Source organism: Chryseobacterium gossypii (assembly GCF_041361455.1).
Taxonomy (GTDB): Bacteria; Bacteroidota; Bacteroidia; order Flavobacteriales; family Weeksellaceae; genus Chryseobacterium; species Chryseobacterium gossypii.
In genome coordinates, this window is sequence record NZ_JBGCUR010000001.1 from 136242 (window position 1) to 155809 (window position 19568).

Here is a 19568-nt window from a genome sequence, read left to right on the forward strand (position 1 = left end):
CGAATTATAGAATTTCTTATCTTTGCAGAATATGGAATTTACAGCTTCGCAAATTGCAAGTTTTATTGACGGAAAAATAATAGGTGATGAAAATGCACTTATTACAGGAGTTTCACCAATTGAAAATGGGGAACCGGGGCATCTTTCTTTTATAGCACAAGATCGGTTTTCCCATTATCTGGATACCACTAAATGTTCCGTACTTATTGTTTCTGAAAAGCTTCTGACAAAAGAAACCTATGATTCTACGATTATTTCTGTAAAAGATGCCTATTTGTCTTTTCAGGTCCTTATGAACCTTTACCAGGAAATGCAGGGCAGAAAAGAAGGTGTTGAAGACGGTTCTTCCATTCATGATACCGCTAGGATCGGGGATAAGGTGTATATAGGAGCGTTTACCTATGTTTCTGAAAAGGTGAAGATCGGGGAAGGATCCCAGATCTATCCTCATGTTTATATAGGAAAAGGAGTCAGGATAGGAAAAAACTGCAAGATCGATAGCGGAGCGAGAATCTATGATTACTGTATCATTGGTGATAATTGCGTTATCCATTCCAATACCGTTATCGGAGGTGATGGTTTTGGTTTCCAGCCTACTGCGGAAGGATTCAAGAAAATTCCCCAGCTGGGAAATGTAATTATCGAAGATGATGTTGAGATCGGCTCTAACTGCAGTATAGACAGGGCTACCATTGGCTCTACCATTATCGGAAAAGGAACTAAAATAGATAATCTTATACAGATTGCTCACAATGTTAAGATAGGGCAGAATAACGTAATTGCAGCCCAGGCCGGAATTGCAGGCTCTACTACTATCGGCAACTGGAATCAGATCGGAGGACAGGTCGGGGTTGTGGGACATATCAACATTGGCAACCAGGTTAAAATCCAGGCTCAAAGCGGCGTAAACAATAATGTGGAAGACGGCGAGGTTTTATATGGATCACCTGCAATCTCCGCATCAGACTTCCGCAGAAACTATGTCCACTTCAGAAACTTTACTGAAATTGTAAGCAGAATAAATAATCTTGAGAATAACTCAAAAGATAAAACTAATGAGTGATATGCAAAAAACGCTTCGGGAAGCAGTAACGCTTTCCGGAATAGGCCTTCATACTGGTAAAGAAGTAAAACTGACCATCAGACCTGCCAAAGAAAATACAGGTTTTGTTTTTGTAAGAACGGATTTGGAGGGGCACCCTCAGGTAGAAGCAGATGTTAATTATGTAGTAGCAACCGAAAGAGGAACAACATTAGAAAAATTAGGTGTAAAAATTACTACCTGTGAACATCTCTTAGCTGCTTTAGTGGGATGTGACGTAGACAATGCCATTTTGGAGATGGATGCCTCAGAGCCTCCGATTATGGACGGATCTTCAAAATATTTTGTGGAGGCTATTGAAAGTGTGGGAGTGGTAGAACAGAACGTGGCCAGGGAATATCTGGTTATTAAAGAAGTTCTGAACTATACAGATCCTGCTACCGGATCAGAGATCACCATTATTCCTTCAGATACCTACGAAATTACAACCATGGTGGATTTCGGGACCAAAGTATTGGGTACCCAGAATGCCACCCTCAAACATATTTCAGAATTTAAAGATGAAATTTCATCCGCAAGAACATTTAGCTTCCTGCATGAGCTGGAAATGCTTTTGGACCACGGATTGATAAAAGGGGGAGATATTTCCAACGCTATTGTTTACGTAGATAAGGATCTGACCCCTGATACTACGGAAAAGCTGAAAAAAGCCTTCGGAAAAGACAATGTTTCTATCAGACCTAATGGCATTCTGGACAATCTTACCTTAAACTACCCTAATGAAGCGGCAAGGCATAAATTGCTGGATGTGATCGGTGATTTGGCTTTGGCAGGGGTGAAAATAAAAGGAAAAGTGATAGCAAATAAGCCGGGGCACTATGTAAACACCCAGTTCGCAAAAAGACTGAACCGGCAGTGGAAATTACAAAAAAAGAAAAACGTTCCCGATTTTGACCTTACTAAAGAACCTGTTTTCGATATCAACGGAATTATGCGTCTCATGCCGCACAGGCCTCCGTTTTTGCTGATCGATAAAGTTCTTGAATTGTCAGATTCTCACGTTGTAGGTCTGAAAAATGTCACAATGAATGAGCCTTTCTTTGTAGGACACTTCCCGAAAGAACCTGTAATGCCCGGAGTCCTTCAGGTAGAGGCTCTTGCACAGACAGGAGGTATCCTGGTACTGGCAGGCGTTCCTGACCCTGAAAATTACTCTACCTATTTTATCAAAATTGATAAAGTAAAATTCAAAAGAAAAGTAGTTCCCGGAGATACGCTCATTTTCAAGATAGAATTGATCGAGCCTATCAGAAGAGGCATTGTTCACATGCAGGGGTACGGGTATGTGGGAGATTCCATAGCAGTGGAAGCGGAATTAATGGCTCAAGTTGCAAAAAATAAAGTTGATTAAATGATTCATCAATTAGCAGCCGTAGATAAACGTGCAAAAATCAGCAAAAACGTTATTGTAGAACCTTTTACTACAATTGCAGGGGACGTGGAAATAGGAGAAGGAACCTGGATCGGTCCTAATGTTACCATTATGGATGGAGCAAGAATCGGTAAAAACTGTAAGATTTTCCCGGGAACTGTGATTTCGGCGATCCCTCAGGACTTAAAATTTGATGGAGAAGATACCCAGGTAATTATTGGCGATGATACTACCATCCGGGAAAGCGTAACGGTAAACAGAGGAACAAAAGCCCTGGGATATACCAAGATCGGAAAAAACTGCCTTATTATGGCAACTTCCCATATCGCTCATGATTGCGTCATAGGAGATCACGTTATCATTGTAAACGGCTGTGGTATCGCCGGGCATGTGGAAATTGGCGATTATACCGTAATGGGTGGCCTTAGCGCGGTTCACCAGTTCGGAAAGATCGGCAAGCATGTAATGATTTCAGGAGGAACTTTGGTAAGAAAAGACATCCCACCTTACATCAAAGTAGCAAGGGAGCCAATGTCCTATGCGGGGATCAATTCAGTAGGGTTAAGAAGAAGAGGATTTACCAACGAGAAAATCTTTGAGATCCAGAAGATCTACAGATCGATATTCCAGATGAAAATGAATGTTTCCCAGGCCATTTCTTACATTGAAAAAGAAATGCTTCCGACTGCTGAAAGGGATGAGATCCTTCAGTTTATTCAAAATTCACCAAGAGGTATCGTGAAAGGGTACGGAACAGGGAAAGAAAATTAAATAACGAAATCTGATTTGAAATTATTTTCGTATAAGCATAGCAATAACAAAAAGATAATATAAAAAATTAATGGCAACAAGTAACGATATCAGAAAGGGACTTTGCATCGAGTACAACAACGATATTTATAAAGTAATCGAGTTTCTTCACGTAAAACCAGGAAAAGGACCTGCTTTCGTAAGAACAAAATTAAAATCAGTAACCAACGGTAAGGTGATTGATAACACTTTCTCAGCAGGTCATAAAATTGATGAGGTAAAGGTGATCACAAGAAAATACCAGTATCTGTATGATGATGACAACGGGTTCCACTTTATGAATAACGAAGACTTCTCTCAGCTATACATCAATAAGGACATGATTGAGAACTCCCAGTTTATGAAACCGGGCGAAGAAGTGACCATTATTCTGAAAGAGGCAGATGAAACCCCGCTTTCTGCAGAGCTTCCGCAATCCGTTTATCTGGACGTTATTGAAGCAGATCCGGGTGTAAAAGGAAATACAGCTACAAATGCTCTTAAAAATGCCATCGTGGAAACAGGGGCAAGAGTTATGGTTCCTTTGTTCATTGAGCCGGGAGACAAGATCAAGGTGAATACAGAAGACGGGTCTTACCTGGAAAGAGTAAAAGAATAATAATAAAAATTATATAAATTCGGTTTGCAATTGCAGTCCGAATTTTGTTTTATAAGAAAATTAATCCTATGAGATTCCATTCTCCACAAAAGCTTAAAACTATAGCCGGTTTAATAGGTGCAAAATTTGTTGGGCCTGAAGACTTTGAGGTTCTGGGAACTAATGAGATCCACATGGTAAAGCCCGGGGAAATAGTTTTTGTTAACCATCCTAAATACTATGATAAAGCCCTGCATTCGGCAGCAACCGTCATCCTGATTGATAAGGAAGTGGAATGCCCGGAGGGAAAAGCACTCCTGATCTCTGATGATCCTTTCAGGGACTTTAACAGAATCAATACTCATTTTACAAGAATATATAACTTCACGGAAGAGCTTAATGATGTTGAGATCGGTGAAGGAACAAAAATCCATTCTTCGGCGGTCATTGGAAATAATGTGAAGATCGGGAAAAATACCCTGATTTTCCCTAATGTGGTCATCGGGGACAGAACGGTCATCGGTGATAATGTGATCATCCAGTCGGGAACTGTTATCGGTGGCGATGCTTTCTATTACCGTAAACTGGACGGAAATTTTGATCGTTTGATCTCTGTAGGAAATGTTGTTATTGAAAATAATGTGGAAATCGGAAACAATTGTACCATTGACAGAGGTGTTACGGATTCTACAGTGATCGGGGAGGGCTCCGTTTTGGATAATCTGATCCAGATCGGGCATGATACGGTGATAGGTAAAAAATGTCTTATCGCTTCTCAGGTGGGAATTGCAGGCTGCTGCATCCTGGAGGACGAGGTGACGATCTGGGGGCAGGCCGGGGTAGCTTCCGGGATAAGGCTTGAAAAAGGAACCGTACTTCTTGCACAGGTAGGAGTGAACAGAGACCTGGCAAAAGGAACCTATTTTGGTCCTATTGCCGAAGATTTCAGAACCTACCTCAAAAAAGAAGTGAAATTAAGAAACCTCGAATAAAACAAATCATTTTCATTGATCTATAATCAAGAAAAATAAGTAAATTTGTGAGCATTAATAAATAAAAAAATAAATTTAAACAACAATAAAATGTCAATTTTAGTAAACAAAGATTCTAAAGTAATTGTACAAGGATTTACAGGGAACGAAGGTACTTTCCATGCAAGCCAGATGATTGAATACGGAACAAACGTAGTAGGAGGGGTTACTCCTGGAAAAGGAGGCAGCGAGCATTTGGGGAAGCCTGTATTTAATACGGTGGCTGAAGCGGTTGAAAAGGCGGGAGCTAACGTGAGCATTATTTTCGTACCACCTGCATTTGCTGCAGATGCAATTATGGAAGCTGCTGAGGCAGGTATCAAAGTGATCGTATGTATTACTGAAGGTATTCCTGTAGCGGATATGGTAAAAGTAAAATCTTATATCGCTGACAGAGACTGCAGGCTGATTGGCCCGAACTGCCCTGGAATCATTACTTCTGAAGAAGCTAAAATTGGTATTATGCCAGGTTTTGTTTTCAAAAAAGGAAAAGTAGGTATCGTTTCCAAATCAGGAACCCTTACCTATGAAGCAGCTGATCAGGTGGTGAGAGCCGGTTACGGTATTTCTACCGCTATCGGTATCGGTGGTGATCCGATCATCGGAACAACTACAAAAGAAGCTTTGGAATTGTTCATCAACGATCCGGAAACAGATGCCGTAGTAATGATTGGTGAAATTGGCGGTGGTTTGGAAGCTGAAGCGGCAAGATGGTATAAGGCCAGCGGATCTGCCAAGCCGGTTGTAGGATTTATCGCAGGACAAACTGCTCCTAAAGGAAGAACCATGGGGCATGCCGGTGCTATCGTAGGAGGTGCGGAAGATACGGCTCAGGCCAAAATGGAGATCATGAGAGAAAACGGTATCAACGTTGTGGATTCTCCGGCTGACATCGGCGCAACTGTGGCAAAAGTATTAGCATAATTAAAACAATGATATGAAAAAATTTTTATTAGCCTCTGCCTTGGTTTTTTCTACTTTCTCATTCGCACAGATTGATTTTAGTAGCACAAGATTCGGGGTCACTGCAGGAGCAAACTATTCCAGAGTAAAAAATGCCCACAACCCTTCAGGACCAAGGTATACCTTTCAGGCAGGAGCCTTGGCACTAATTCCTTTGGGGAAATCAAACCAGTTTTTCCTTCAGCCGGAAGTGGTATACTACGGTGCGGGAGAGACAGGGAAAGACAAGGATGTTAAAGGAGTAGACGGTTATGATGCTGTCTATGCCAATAACTATCTGAGTGTTCCGATTTATTTCAAAGGATATTTCTCTGAAGCGGAATCGGAGTTTTTCGGAATGGTAGGTCCCAGATTTAACTTCCTGTTAAGTCAGAATACTAAGAATGTACCGGTTAAAAGGCCTTATTATGATCCCGATGTTACAGATCCCAGCCATCCCGAGATCAGTGGAAAGGCTAACGGATTCAACTTCGGTATAGGGTTGGGATTAGGATACAGCTATAAAAGACAACTGGAACTAACGATAAGATATGATCTCGGTATTTCCGATACTTATCCGGACCTTGTTGAAAGCTGGACCAAATCCGGAGATACCGGAAAAAGCAAATCTGAACAGGTGTTCAGCATAGGCTTAAGCTATATCTTCAAATAGAATTAATTGATTTTATCCGATCAATGATCAATAAAAATCCCGGAACATTTCCGGGATTTTTTTCATATACATATATTTAAATAACTCTCTATCCTCTGATCCATTTCCAAAGCTCTTTCAAAGTAGCTTTGTTCCCGTACATCAGTATACCTACACGGTAGATTTTGCCGGCCAGGAAGATCATAAAAATGGTTGTCCCCAGTAATAATGCAATGGATAAAGCGATCTGCCATGCCGGAACCCCGAACGGGATTCTTGCAATCATTGCAACAGGAGAAGTGAACGGAATAATGGACAGCCAGAATCCAAGCGGGCCATCCGGATTATTCATTAACGAAAAGCTTCCGTACATTCCCAAAGTTAGAGGTAATATGGCAAATAATGTGAATTGCTGGGTCTCGGTCTCATTATCCACGGCAGAGCCGATAGCGGCATAAATAGAGCTGTAAAAAACATATCCCAATAGAAAAAAGACAATGAATACAAATATGATCAATGGGAAATTCAGCTCCAGTAAACTATGGGAAATCTGTGTGGCAATCTGCGCAATATCCAGCTTATTCATCATTTCTTCACTGCCTCCGGGTATATTTTTCTGTATCGATGAGAAGCCCGTATTCAAAATAAGAGCGCCGATAACGGACATACTGATCCATATGATAAATTGCGTTAAAGCAACCAGGGTTACCCCCAGGATTTTTCCCATCATCAGTTCAAAAGGCTTTACCGAAGAAATGATGATTTCAACCACGCGGTTGTTCTTCTCTTCCAGAACACTTCTCATTACCCTCACACCGTAAATGATGATGAACATGAAGGTTACATACATCAGAAGCATGCTTAGCCCCGTCTTGACCCCGAAGGCAAGATCAGAATCTTCTTTATTGTCCTCAGAGACATTGATGGTCTTCAAGGTGAAGCTTTTATCAAGATTGTTGAGTTGGCTTTCAGCAATGCCCAGTTCCCTGATCTTTTCTTTTTTTATAACATTGGCAATATCAGAAACGATTCTCTGCTTGGTGTCAAAACCTATTTTATTATTGATGACCAGTCTTGTATTAGCTTCCAGGCCGTCAAAATCATGATTTTTCAGTTCGGGCAGAATTAAAATTCCATCCAATGATTCGTTGCTCTTCAAGCTGTTGATCTTTGCTTCTTCGTCGGAAGCCGGAACAAAGACATAATTAAGCTGATCATCTGATTTTAGCTGATTCTTAAATAAACCACTTTTGTCAACAACCTGGATAACGCTGTGCGATTGGTTAGCCTTAAACATCAGGCCTATAATTGCCCCGAAAGCAATAAGCATGACAGGGGCCAGTAAAGTTAATATAATGAAGGATCTTTTCTTAACCTGAGTAAGAAATTCCCTTTTTGTAATTAAAAAAATGTTGTTCATAAATTAAGAATGATTACTTACGGCATTAATAAACACTTCATTCATACTAGGAATCCTTTCGTCGAACGACCGTACTTTCCCCACCCGTACAAGATCCAGAAGAATGGCATTTTGATCACTTTCATTTTTCAGGTCAAAGGAGACCAGATTGTTCTCATGGATAACATTAAATATCTCGTATTTATTGCTGAAAGCTTCCAGCTGTGTGTTGTCGGCTTCGGAAAGGGTGATCCCGAAAATATTTTTTTTGAATTTTTCCCTCACATCAAAAACCTTTCCGTCAATGATTTTTTTGGAATTATTGATTAATGCTACATAATCGCACATTTCTTCCACACTTTCCATTCGGTGGGTTGAGAGGATAATGGTAGTTCCGTTGTTTTTGAGGTCAATGATCTGATCTTTGATAAGATTGGCATTCACAGGATCAAAGCCTGAAAAAGGCTCATCAAGGATCAGTAAATGGGGTTTGTGAAGAACCGTGACAACGAACTGTATTTTTTGTGCCATCCCTTTTGAAAGTTCAGAGAGCTTTTTTTTCCACCATTGGTCTATATTCAGCTTCTCAAACCACTTTTTGGCTTCAGCCAGAGCATCATTTTTGCTCATGCCTTTCAATTCTCCAAAATAAAGGATCTGATCACCTACGCTCATATTTTTATACAGTCCCCGTTCCTCAGGCATATAGCCGATATTTTTAATATGAAGAGGATTAAGCTTTTCCCCGTTGATATACACCTCCCCGGAATCTGCCTGTGTAATTTGATTAATGATACGGATAAATGAGGTCTTTCCGGCTCCATTCGGCCCTAAAAGACCGTAAATACTTCCTTTCGGGACATGTATACTGAAATCATCCAATGCTACCTTTTTACCTGCATTGTAGGTTTTCGTAATATGTTCAGCTTTTAGCATTAAATTCTTTTTCTGTAATTAGTATAAAAATGTTCCGAAAGTTACGGAATTATTAAAACAGAATTAGCTGAAAAGAAAAAATCCTGATGATTATCAGGATTTGATTATTATTGTTTTACTATCTGGGTAACCTTTTGGGTATTATCGCTTAATATATAGCGGATCAGATATTTTCCGGGTTTTAATTTTTCAATATTAATCTCTCCGGAATTCATATTTACAGAATAATTGGCGACCTGTGTACCTAATATGGAATAAAAGGTAACACTTTTAATTTTTAAGGCCGGATCTTTAGCCTTTACAATTAAAAAGTCTTTCGCCGGATTAGGGTATGCTACAAGCACTCCATCATCAGATCTCTGAGAGATGGAACCTGGCTCCCGCAGCTGAGCTTTTACATTGTTGGAAAAACCAACAAAAGCCACTAAAAATAGAAATAAAAGTAAAAATTTTTTCATCAAATTATAATTTCTCGAATATCAACTACAAAAATAAAAAAATCCACAATTCTTTGCAATAGTTTTTATAAGAACTTGTAGTAAATTTGTATAAAAATATTCAAAAAGTATTCCAAAATGATATATTCAAGAAACAGAAGGCTGAGAGTGAATGAATCCATGAGAAGTCTGGTAAGGGAATGCACCCTTACCACCAGTGATTTTGTAATGCCGATCTTTGTAATGGAGGGGGAGAATAAGCAGGAACCCATCCCGTCAATGCCGGGGATTTTCAGAAGAAGTATAGATCTGACGGTAAAAGAATGTAAAGAATTATTTTCTTTAGGAGTAAAATCTGTTAACCTGTATATGAAGGTTTCCGATCATTTAAAAGATAATACAGGAAAAGAAGCATGGAATAAGAACGGGCTGATGCAGAATACCATAAGGGCTATCAAGGATGCCGTTCCTGAAATGATCGTCATGCCGGATGTGGCTTTGGATCCGTATTCCATCTATGGACATGATGGAATCATTGAAAACGGAAAGGTTGTGAATGATGCTACTGTAGACGCATTGGCAAGAATGTCTGTCTCCCACGCTGAGGCAGGAGCCGATGTGGTGGCCCCAAGCGATATGATGGACGGAAGGGTACAGGCGATCCGTGAAGCATTGGAAGAGAATGGATACACTGATGTAGGGATCCTAAGCTATTCCGCAAAATATGCGAGCTCTTTTTACGGACCTTTCAGAAGCGCTTTAGACAGTGCTCCTAAAGATAATATGGAAATTCCCAAAGACAAAAAAACTTACCAGATGGATTTTCATAACTCCCGCGAAGCGCTGAATGAAGTATTCAAGGACATTGAAGAAGGTGCGGATATCATCATGATAAAACCGGGACTTCCTTATCTGGATATTGTTTCAAGGGTGCGGGAGGCAATAGACCTTCCGATTGCGGTTTATAATGTAAGCGGAGAATATGCCATGGTAAAAGCGGCAGCCCAAAACGGCTGGCTGGATAATGACAAAACGATCATTGAAAGCCTGACCTGCTTTAAAAGAGCCGGAGCCGACATGATCTTTACTTACTTCGCAAAAGAAGCAGCCATGCTCCTGAACAGGTAAAAAGAAGTTATGAGTTATGAATTATGAGTTATAAGTTGCTGCTTAATCTTTAAAATAAATACTAGCCATAACTCTTAACTCATAATTCATAACCCTTTACATGATATCAAAATCTTTTCCCTTTGTAAATTTAGCGGCGAAAGGCGCCTGGTTTCCGGAATACTTTAAGACAAAATGTTTTTTTGTATCCGTATCAACCTTGGCTTCCACCTCTACATTTTCGGTCTGGAAGCTTACCTCCAGTCCGACCCCGGAATCTTTTTCCAGGTAAATCTCCACACTTTCGGCATAGAATAATGAAGTGCTCAGGTAATTGAATTTGATGTTCTTCCTGTATGTTTTTGATTTAGATTGGGTAAATATGGAATAATTCCGTAAAATCTCAATTCCCGGAGAATCAATATTGGTGATTCGGGATTTCGTTACTCCGTTTACTCTTACCGAAAAGCTTTTTGCGTTTTTGATATTCCCGTTTACTCCGATATTGAACAGTGAGGGAAGAGAAAGCCCATATTCGATCATGCTGTCTTTGGTAAACTCAAAGTCAGGGATCAGGGCAGGGTTTTTCGGGACATTGATCAGTTTGTTTTTAATGTAGTTCAGGTTTTTCCCTGAATACAAATATCCTATAAGATTATTTCCCGTTGTTCTCCAGTTTCTGCCGTTCCATTCAAAGATCTCGCACAGCAGGGTATCAGTGGAAGAATGCGGGAGCAAATCCATATCCTGCCATTTAAAAACTTCCTTGGCATAAGGTCTGCGGTCTACGATATTAATGCCCAGATCCAGGGCCAGGAGCTCGGTTAGGTCTTTATTATTTTCCATATTAATTTTATATTGCTGATTGGTGTTATAAAATTATGGAAATAAAACAGAATTTCACAGATAATATGTTAAATATTAAAACCAGCCCTTTCTTCCGTATACATAGGTATCATCGAATTGCTTGTCACTCATGAAAAGATATAGAATCCCCTCAATGAAAGGAATGATACTTGCGGCCCCCCAGGGTAACCACGTTTAAAACCAGCTGTATGATTCCTTCCTTGGTATAGCCTAGATAGAATTTATTCAATGCCAGCCAGCCTACCAGGATTCCCAATAAAGCGGCAGGGATTTTCTTTTCTGAACGGTAAGGCATATTCGTTGGCTGATGTTGGCCGCCGTTCCCTGTTTTAGTATAACCGTAATTTTCCATTCTATAATATTTTGAGATAATAATTGTTCCTGATATGTCGGATAAAAGTAAAAGTAGTTACAAGTAACTTCAATAAACCTAAACGAATAAATTTATAAATTGATATATTTGCTCCATGATTTTACGAGGAGAAAACTTAATCAAGGAATACGGTCCTAAAAAAGTTGTAAAGGGCGTTTCTGTGCAGGTTCAGCAGGGAGAGATTGTTGGTTTGCTAGGTCCGAACGGAGCCGGTAAGACCACTTCGTTTTATATGATTGTAGGCTTGGTTAAGCCCACTTCAGGTAAAATCTTCCTGGACAAACAGGAAATTACAGGTGATGCCATGTACCGGAGAGCCCAGAAGGGTATCGGTTATCTGGCCCAGGAAGCGTCTGTTTTCAGGAAGCTTTCCGTGGAAGAAAACATTATGGGGGTTTTACAGCTGACAAAGCTATCTAAACGTGAGCAGCAGATCAAATGTGATGAACTGATCGAAGAGTTTTCACTCCAGCACGTACGTAAAAACCGGGGTGACCTTCTTTCCGGGGGAGAAAGGCGTAGAACGGAAATTGCCAGATGCCTTGCAACAAGCCCCAACTTTATCCTTCTGGATGAACCCTTTGCGGGGGTAGACCCGATTGCGGTGGAAGATATCCAGAAAATTGTAAGGAGCCTGGTAGATAAAAATATCGGGATACTGATCACCGACCATAACGTACAGCAGACCCTGGCAATCACCAATAAAACCTATATCATGTTTGAAGGCAGGATCCTGAAGGAAGGTCTTCCGGAAGATCTGGCCAACGATCCCCAGGTAAGGGAAGCCTATCTTGGTGAGAATTTTGTTTACCAGAGCATCCTGGATAAGCCTAAAAAGAAAAAATACATCTACAATATCTGGGCTGGGAATTTTGATTCAAAAGCCCAGCTGCAAAACTTTGTAAATGACCGTTTTTCGCAGTTTGATGACCTCAGGCTGATGTATGGCTTTGAAGATATCAGCTTTGCATCCCTGGCCAATTCTGAAATAGAACATATTTTCAATGACGTGGTTGATAAAGGAGCTAATAATTCCTTTGTATTCCAGAAAAAAGAGATCACTTCCCAATATTCCGTGGAACAGGCGGAAGCAGATTCCAAAGCGGCAAGCCAGCCGGAGCTGCATTACCTTACCACTTACGTATACGAAGGATAATACTTAGCCGGACTTCTTTCCGGATCTAAGTATTCCCGGTAATGAACATATGTAGTCTTATATGTCATATGAAACGGTTTATAAGACCATTCGCATCAGTTCGGGGATCAATTGTCAACGGGATTGAAAATTTTATGGCAGAATAGATTCAGACAGCCGGTTAAATCAATTATAATTCGTACCTTTTCTCTCTAAACAGTACGTTTATTTTATATTTCCATGGCAAAACCTTTTACAAGAACAGTTACGTTATTTGGAATCTACAAGCAGCTTATCCCGTTTATAAGGCCTTACCGGCTGATGATCTACGGGACTCTGTTTCTTACCTTTCTGGGAGCACTCGCAGCGCAGGTGAATCCATTGGTTTTGAAATATACAGTGGATGAAGTTACCAAGCTTACCCATCTTCCGCATCCCATGTCTGAAGGCATCCACATATTGGTATTGATATCCGTTATTTTACTGGGAAAAGAACTGTTGAATATCTTTATCAATTTCGGGCAGAAGTTCTACGGTGAGAAAATAAGAATCAATGTAAGCTCGGTACTGGCCCAATCTGCCATTGATAAGATCCTCACGTACAGGGTTGCCTACTTCAATGATGAAAACCATGAGTCAGGGAAGCTGCAGATCCGTATTGACCGTGGGATCGAAAGCCTCACGAGACTGGTACAGAACTTCTTTATCGATATTTTACCGCTTTTTTCCAATGCCATTATTGCTTTGGTCATTATGTACATGCAGAATGTATATGTAGGCGCGGTATCCACCGTGATTGTCCCCATATATTTTTACATTAGCTCCTTACAGGCCAAAAAGCTTGGGGGTGTACGCAGGCAATTGAGGAATCAGCGTGAACAGAAAACTTCAGGGCTTCTGAATCTCATCAATTCCATTATGGTAATTAAAAGCTTTGTCAGGGAAAAATTTGAAGGCAAAAAGCAATATGACCTTCAGATGCAGTTGATGGAAAGCCAGATGTTTACCAGGAAGACCAATTTTATTTACGACGGGTTAAAAACCTTTATTGAGCAGTTTGGAGTCGTTTTGATCATACTTTTAACAGTTTATCTGGTGCTGGACCAGCAGATGACCATAGGGGCCATTATGCTCCATATCATGCTTTTCAATAACGTTTCGGCACCAATCCGTCAGCTTCACCGGATTTATGATGACATGAATGACGCCATGATCTATGCGGAAGGCTATTTTGATATTTTAAACGCCGATCATGAGAAAGAGCCTAACGGAACCTTCGTAGAGAAAGAAATAAAAGGAAAGTTTGAACTGAAAAATGTAAATTTTACCTATCCAAACGGTACACAGGCTTTGCATAATGTTTCAATGACGATCGAAAATGGGAAAACTACCGCCCTGGTAGGATTGAGTGGAGCCGGGAAATCTACCATTATCAATCTCCTGTGCAAGTTCTACCTTCCGGATTCAGGGGAGATTTTACTGGATGGTATTGATCTGAACAACTATGATAATACTTTCCTCAGAGACGATCTGGGATTGGTACTTCAGAAAAATCATATTTTCCAGGGAAGCATTGAAGATAATATCCGTTACGGAAACATGAATGCCACTTTTGATCAGATCCGGGAAGCTGCAAAAAAAGCATATTTGCATGACCAGATCCTTGACCTTCCGGATGGATATCAGCATGATGCCACACAGCTTTCCGGAGGACAGCAACAAAGGATTGCTATCGCAAGGCTGTTTTTAAAAGATCCGCCGATCATCTTCCTCGATGAGCCTACAGCCAGCCTGGATGCCATTGCGACGGAACAGATCAAAAATTCCCTGGATGCGATAAAAGAAGGCAGAACGGTTATCATTATTTCTCATTCACTATCGCAGATCCTTGATTCCGATAAAATTTATGTGATGAAGAAAGGAAAGGTGGTGGAAAGCGGAACGCATGATGAGTTGGTACAAATTAACGGGACCTACCGTGAGATTTTTGACGCATCGGCCAGAAGTCTTAATCTGGATAAGCTGGTGAATACCTACAAGGAAAGCTGACATAAAGCCGGAATTAGGATAGTCAGTTACCATCTTATTCAAAATACAATAAAAAGTTGCTAAATTTACCAGCATACATCAGAAGGATTTAGATTCGCCAGACAAAAATGAACGACCATTATCTTAAAAAGCTCGACCGGGTAACTGCCATACTTACCCAGCTGCAATCGAAACCTCTGGTAAGGGCACAGGACTTAGCTGAGAAATTTGAAGTGAGCATCAGGACCATTTACCGGGACGTAAAAACACTGGAGAATGCGGGGATTCCTATCGTGGGGGAAGCGGGAAGCGGCTATTCCCTGATGGAAGGCTATAAACTTCCCCCGGTAATGTTTACCAAGGAAGAGGTGCTGAGCTTTATCACTGCGGAAAAACTGATGCAGAAATTTTCCCATCAGAGTCTGGGGATCCATTACCAGACAGCTATGGAAAAAGTCCGCTCCGTATTAAGATATTCGGATAAAGACCTGATTCAGAATATCGAGAGCCAGATAGGCGTTTATAATTATCACGTACAGCCCGGGGATTCAATTAAGAATGTCATTCCCATAATTATGGAAAGCATTGCTGAAAAAAAGCAGCTGTCTATAAAATATAAAACGGTTGATTCCAGAATTTCGGACAGGATCATAGAAGCCGTCGGAGTATTTTTTGAATTTAATTATTGGTATATCATGGCTTTCTGCACTCTGAGAAAAGATTTCAGGCAATTCCGGGTAGACAGGATTCTTCAGATCTCCAAAACACAGAATCCGTTTTTGCAGGAATATGGCCAGCTTAATGACTACAGGAGAAACTCGGAAGGTGAGAAGACAAAGGTCAGACTCCTTGTCGATAAAAAGATTATGGGGCATCTGGTGAATTCAAAAAAATACTACGGACTGACAGAAGAGGTAGAGACAGATCAGGGCATTGAACTGACTTTTGAAACAGAGTGGATCAATGAAGGATTTCCCCGTTGGCTGATCACTTTTGCAGACTATGCGACGATCCTGGAACCTGAAAGCCTGAAAACCAAGCTCAGCCATTTGCTCAGGGCGATCTCGAAGAAGCATCAGCAATAAGCCTCAACAAATTACTTGTTGAGGCCAGGCAATATTAATTTAATTGATAGAAGATAGCTTAAGCTAAAATAGGATCTGCCGGTAAGGTTATTGGCCCAATCTACATAGGCTTTTCGTATCCTGTGGAATGTTTGAGCAGGTCGGCATTCAGCCGGATCAATACTTTCAGCTTCAGTAAGGGCATCAAAGGTGCTAAAATCTCTCCCAAAAAAAAGGGGGTTCAATGCCTAAAGCTCTCAGATAAACATATCCCTGTCCACGATGATGGATCTCATTATCAATGAAATAAAGGATGTTCTGATAAACCGGAAACTCATACTGGCCGAATAAATTGAAGGTTTCCTGGAATCTTTCTTCAGTGATCCGATTAAAATAATGGTTGATCACTTCCGTTTCCTGATCCCACTTCTTAAGAATATCCTCTTTTGTTTTCGGCTGAAAAGCTTCCTCGCTGTAGGCTTCCATATTCTTTTCTACAATACCCCTTAGGGCCGGTCCACCGATGCTGATCAGTTCTACAGCCAGTTTGGCAAAGGGTCTCATGCCTGCTACTGAAAACTCAAATAATTCTTTTTCAGGAAATGCTTCTATCACCCTTCTTGTCAGATTTCTGTGTCCTTGCCAGTGCTCTAATAGTTGTTGCGATGTCATGAATTGTTGTGTTGTTACCGTAGTTGTCATAATTTTTAGGTTTAGTTTGTTATTGTTGAGACAAAGGTAAGACAGGGTAATGACAACAGTTTGTCAGCAGGATTTTATCCGGGGAAAAAAATATAAAATCTTTTATTAACAAATATTTAAGATAACCAATGAATTTTTTTGGAATATTGAAGATATTTTTTTATTAATTTTATAATTGATTATGAAAATACACTATATGTATTGAGTTTTTATTTGAAGACCGTATTACAGGATATTAAAAATGCGGCCGGTAAAATTAATACTCAATTCAAATAGGGTTTAATATTTTTGAAAAATTAAATCTTATGTCACTACCTATTAATTCAGATGAAGTTTTTAAGGAAAAGCTTGAAAACCTTTCCGACTTCGAATTTAACACTAAAGTTGCCGGTGTTTTTGATGATATGGTAAGCCGTTCTGTACCTTTCTATGATGAATTGCAAAGAATGACAAGTGAGCTTGCCGGAAACCACGCACAAGCAGGAACCAATGTTTATGACCTGGGCTGCTCTACAGGAACTACGATGCTGCTCATGGATAAAACCGTTCAGGAAGGTATCAGGTTTATCGGTATTGATGATTCGGAAGAAATGATAATTAAATGCAGGGAAAAGCTTAATAATTTTAAGCTGAGCCGGGATATTGAGCTTCAGGTTGCAGATGTTACCCAGCATGTTCCTGTAGAGAATGCTTCCGTAGTGAGTATGGTTCTGGTTTTGCAGTTTATCCGCCCTATCAACCGGCTAAATATTGTAAAAAAGATCTATGATGGCATGACCCCGAACGGTGTTTTTATCCTTATTGAGAAAATCCTGACGGAAGAAAAATCCTTCAACCGCGAATACATAGATTATTACTATGACTTTAAACGCAGAAACAATTACAGTGAGCTTGAGATCTCGCAGAAGAGAGAAGCTCTGGAAAACGTTCTGATCCCTTATAAGACAAGTGAAAACATCAATATGCTGCATGAAGCCGGATTTGATGAGGTGGAAGTATTTTTCAGATGGTATAACTTTACAGGTATTATTGCAAAAAAATTATGATACAGATCGGTAACTTTTTCTTTAAGTACAGGAATCTCCTGTTCATTGTTCTATATTTATTGTTATTCATTCCATCTCCGCCATTGTTCGGAGAAGACCGGTTTGGGGCGGATCATTACTGGATAGCCATTATATCAGGATTGATCATCACTGTTCTGGGGCAGCTGATCAGGGGAGGCACCATCGGCCTTGCCTATATTGTAAGAGGCGGGAAAGATAAAAAAGTATATGCTGAAGGGCTGGTTACGGAAGGAATTTTCAGCCATGTCAGGAATCCCCTGTATGTGGGAAACATTCTGATGCTCCTGGGCGTCGGGATCCTGGCCAACTCACTGATCTATACCTTTATTGTGATGCCGGTTTTCCTTTTTATTTATCAGTGCATCGTTCTGGCCGAAGAAAATTTTCTGAGAAGTAAATTCGGTGAGGATTTTGATGCCTATACCCGGAAGGTCCACCGGTGGATCCCTAAGGTTTCAGGATTGCGCAAAACTTTTTCTTCGATGGAATTCAAATGGAAAAGATGGCTGATCAAAGAATACAACACCCAGTTTGTATGGCTTTGCGGTATAGTGCTCATTCTTCTGTTTAAATATCCGCAGCTTACCAACAGCGATGACAGTTTCAGGAATATCCTGGCCACTATTTTTATCCTGATCTTTGCAGGCTATTATTTCCTGATAAGATATATGAAAAAATCAGGTAAGTGGGTTGCATGATAAAATGTTAAAACATTATTGTCCGCTTGCTTTGAAAAAAGTATCTTAGTGTTATGAAAATTTATACGAAAACGGGCGACAAAGGGCAGACTGCCTTGTACGGGGGTACAAGAGTTTCCAAAGCCAGTGCCAGAGTGGAAAGCTACGGGAATATAGATGAACTGAATTCATTTATCGGTATTGCCAAAAGCCATATTGAAGATGAAGAAGTTTTAAGACAATTAAAGAAAATCCAGTTTGACCTTTTTACGGTAGGCTCGGAGGCGGCTACCCCGGTCGATAAGCTGATGCTTGCGAACGGGAAGTCACGTCTGCCACTAACCATCTCCGAATCGGAGATTGAAGAGCTTGAACATTGGATGGATGCCTTTGATGAGAAGCTGGAACCTCTGCAATACTTTATCCTTCCGGGTGGAGGAAGACCTGCTACCTTTTTACATGCCGCAAGAACTATATGCAGACGTGCAGAACGTTCTTTGGTCTTTCTGAATGAATTAGAAGAAGTTCGCCCCGAGCTTATCAAATATTTAAACCGGCTTTCAGATTATCTCTTCGTTCTGGCCAGATACATTTCAAAGCTGAATAATGAACCGGAAGAATACTGGAATCCGAATGAAAGATGATAAAGCATTACTTTTCATCAACGGAGATGCCCCCGGGAGCTTTCCCGCTCTGGAAAACTATAGTCTGATAGCCTGTACAGATGGAGCCTTCCATTATCTGAAAAGATTAGGATTTCCGCTGGACAGGCTGGATTTTATATCCGGTGATTTTGATTCCCATTCCGGAGCTGATGAGAATATCTATGAAGAGAAATTCATCCCTACACCGGATCAGGATAAAACGGATTTTCACAAGGCCCTGGAGATTATTCAGGAAAAAGGCATTAAAAATGTTGATGTTTTAGGGGGTAGCGGAGGAGAACAGGATCATTTTTTAGGAAATCTCACGGTTGCCTATACTTTTAAAAATAATATGAGCATCAGGTTCTATGATAAATTTTCAGAATATTACTTTGTACCCAAAAACTTTGTCCTGAAAGGAGTAAAGGATAAAATGGTCTCCCTGTATCCGTTCCCTTGTATTGAGAACATTACGACGAGAGGCCTCAACTGGCCCCTGACCAATGAAAACCTGAACATTACTTCCAGAATCGGAACCCGGAATTTCGCCGTTGAAGATGAAGTAACAATTGAATATGAAAAAGGAGATCTCCTGATCTTTATTGGCGGAAATTATCTGTAATCTGAGCCATCAGCAAAACCGGAA

Annotated in this window: 19 protein-coding genes and 2 pseudogenes; 15 read left to right on the plus strand and 6 right to left on the minus strand. The window is 40.4% G+C overall.

The genetic code is table 11. The features are described from left to right. The first annotated feature begins 31 nt into the window (after positions 1-31). The 7 genes from lpxD (at position 32) to ABMQ40_RS00720 (ending at position 6507) form a co-directional block, all read left to right on the plus strand. Positions 32-1063, plus strand: a complete 1032-nt coding sequence (gene lpxD / locus ABMQ40_RS00690) for a UDP-3-O-(3-hydroxymyristoyl)glucosamine N-acyltransferase (protein WP_370895491.1) — start codon at positions 32-34, stop codon at positions 1061-1063. Next, complete coding sequence (locus tag ABMQ40_RS00695) at positions 1056-2453, plus strand: bifunctional UDP-3-O-[3-hydroxymyristoyl] N-acetylglucosamine deacetylase/3-hydroxyacyl-ACP dehydratase (RefSeq protein WP_370895493.1); 1398 nt, start codon at positions 1056-1058, stop codon at positions 2451-2453. Before lpxD ends, ABMQ40_RS00695 begins: the two co-directional genes overlap by 8 nt. Continuing rightward, positions 2454-3245, plus strand: coding sequence for an acyl-ACP--UDP-N-acetylglucosamine O-acyltransferase (lpxA, locus tag ABMQ40_RS00700; RefSeq protein ID WP_370895495.1), 792 nt, complete (start codon positions 2454-2456; stop codon positions 3243-3245). A gap of 70 nt (positions 3246-3315) precedes the next feature. Continuing rightward, on the plus strand, positions 3316-3882 hold the full coding sequence (gene efp / locus ABMQ40_RS00705) for an elongation factor P (protein ID WP_370895497.1): 567 nt from the start codon (positions 3316-3318) through the stop codon (positions 3880-3882). A gap of 68 nt (positions 3883-3950) precedes the next feature. Further along, a complete protein-coding gene (locus tag ABMQ40_RS00710) occupies positions 3951-4853 on the plus strand; it encodes a UDP-3-O-(3-hydroxymyristoyl)glucosamine N-acyltransferase (RefSeq protein ID WP_370895499.1) in 903 nt (300 codons plus the stop codon). A 90-nt stretch (positions 4854-4943) separates the two neighbouring features. Next, entirely contained in the window at positions 4944-5816 is an 873-nt protein-coding gene (gene sucD, locus ABMQ40_RS00715) for a succinate--CoA ligase subunit alpha (RefSeq protein ID WP_370895501.1), read from the plus strand. 13 nt (positions 5817-5829) lie between these two features. Beyond that, a complete protein-coding gene (locus ABMQ40_RS00720; RefSeq protein ID WP_370895503.1) occupies positions 5830-6507 on the plus strand; it encodes a porin family protein in 678 nt (225 codons plus the stop codon). An 88-nt stretch (positions 6508-6595) separates the two neighbouring features. Here the strand turns inward: ABMQ40_RS00720 and ABMQ40_RS00725 are convergent, their stop codons facing one another. From ABMQ40_RS00725 to ABMQ40_RS00735, 3 genes are all read right to left on the minus strand, one after another. Further along, positions 6596-7906, minus strand: coding sequence for an ABC transporter permease (locus tag ABMQ40_RS00725; protein ID WP_370895505.1), 1311 nt, complete (start codon positions 7904-7906; stop codon positions 6596-6598). A gap of 3 nt (positions 7907-7909) precedes the next feature. After that, positions 7910-8821 carry an ABC transporter ATP-binding protein gene (locus tag ABMQ40_RS00730; protein WP_370895507.1) on the minus strand — a complete coding sequence of 304 codons (912 nt, stop codon included), beginning with the start codon at positions 8819-8821 and terminating at the stop codon, positions 7910-7912. A 107-nt stretch (positions 8822-8928) separates the two neighbouring features. Next, on the minus strand, positions 8929-9279 hold the full coding sequence (locus ABMQ40_RS00735) for a T9SS type A sorting domain-containing protein (RefSeq protein ID WP_370895509.1): 351 nt from the start codon (positions 9277-9279) through the stop codon (positions 8929-8931). 117 nt (positions 9280-9396) lie between these two features. Between ABMQ40_RS00735 and hemB the strand changes: the two genes are divergently transcribed. Further along, on the plus strand, positions 9397-10386 hold the full coding sequence (gene hemB, locus ABMQ40_RS00740; protein ID WP_370895512.1) for a porphobilinogen synthase: 990 nt from the start codon (positions 9397-9399) through the stop codon (positions 10384-10386). A 96-nt stretch (positions 10387-10482) separates the two neighbouring features. Here the strand turns inward: hemB and ABMQ40_RS00745 are convergent, their stop codons facing one another. Continuing rightward, positions 10483-11211 carry a hypothetical protein gene (locus ABMQ40_RS00745; RefSeq protein WP_370895514.1) on the minus strand — a complete coding sequence of 243 codons (729 nt, stop codon included), beginning with the start codon at positions 11209-11211 and terminating at the stop codon, positions 10483-10485. 75 nt (positions 11212-11286) lie between these two features. After that, positions 11287-11584, minus strand: a pseudogene (locus ABMQ40_RS00750) (TM2 domain-containing protein). A 115-nt stretch (positions 11585-11699) separates the two neighbouring features. On the opposite strand from ABMQ40_RS00750, the pseudogene lptB reads away from it, so the two are divergent. The 3 genes and pseudogenes from lptB to ABMQ40_RS00765 form a co-directional block, all read left to right on the plus strand. Further along, positions 11700-12425, plus strand: a pseudogene (gene lptB, locus ABMQ40_RS00755) (LPS export ABC transporter ATP-binding protein); the annotation flags it as partial. Between the two features lie 636 nt (positions 12426-13061). Beyond that, entirely contained in the window at positions 13062-14789 is a 1728-nt protein-coding gene (locus ABMQ40_RS00760) for an ABC transporter ATP-binding protein (protein WP_370896135.1), read from the plus strand. 107 nt (positions 14790-14896) lie between these two features. Then, a complete protein-coding gene (locus tag ABMQ40_RS00765) occupies positions 14897-15853 on the plus strand; it encodes a helix-turn-helix transcriptional regulator (RefSeq protein WP_370895516.1) in 957 nt (318 codons plus the stop codon). A 192-nt stretch (positions 15854-16045) separates the two neighbouring features. Here ABMQ40_RS00765 and ABMQ40_RS00770 read toward each other — a convergent pair whose 3' ends face one another. Further along, a complete protein-coding gene (locus tag ABMQ40_RS00770) occupies positions 16046-16534 on the minus strand; it encodes a DinB family protein (protein WP_370895518.1) in 489 nt (162 codons plus the stop codon). Between the two features lie 305 nt (positions 16535-16839). On the opposite strand from ABMQ40_RS00770, the gene cmoA reads away from it, so the two are divergent. From cmoA to ABMQ40_RS00790, 4 genes are read left to right on the plus strand one after another with little or no spacing between them, the layout of a single operon-like run. Beyond that, positions 16840-17580: a carboxy-S-adenosyl-L-methionine synthase CmoA gene (gene cmoA / locus ABMQ40_RS00775; RefSeq protein WP_370895520.1), complete on the plus strand. Its 741-nt coding sequence runs from the start codon at positions 16840-16842 to the stop codon at positions 17578-17580. Beyond that, positions 17577-18299 carry a methyltransferase family protein gene (locus tag ABMQ40_RS00780; RefSeq protein WP_370895522.1) on the plus strand — a complete coding sequence of 241 codons (723 nt, stop codon included), beginning with the start codon at positions 17577-17579 and terminating at the stop codon, positions 18297-18299. Before cmoA ends, ABMQ40_RS00780 begins: the two co-directional genes overlap by 4 nt. Positions 18300-18352: 53 nt before the next feature. Further along, positions 18353-18922, plus strand: a complete 570-nt coding sequence (locus ABMQ40_RS00785) for a cob(I)yrinic acid a,c-diamide adenosyltransferase (protein WP_370895524.1) — start codon at positions 18353-18355, stop codon at positions 18920-18922. Continuing rightward, positions 18912-19544, plus strand: coding sequence for a thiamine diphosphokinase (locus ABMQ40_RS00790; protein ID WP_370895526.1), 633 nt, complete (start codon positions 18912-18914; stop codon positions 19542-19544). Before ABMQ40_RS00785 ends, ABMQ40_RS00790 begins: the two co-directional genes overlap by 11 nt. The last annotated feature ends 24 nt before the right edge of the window (positions 19545-19568 follow it).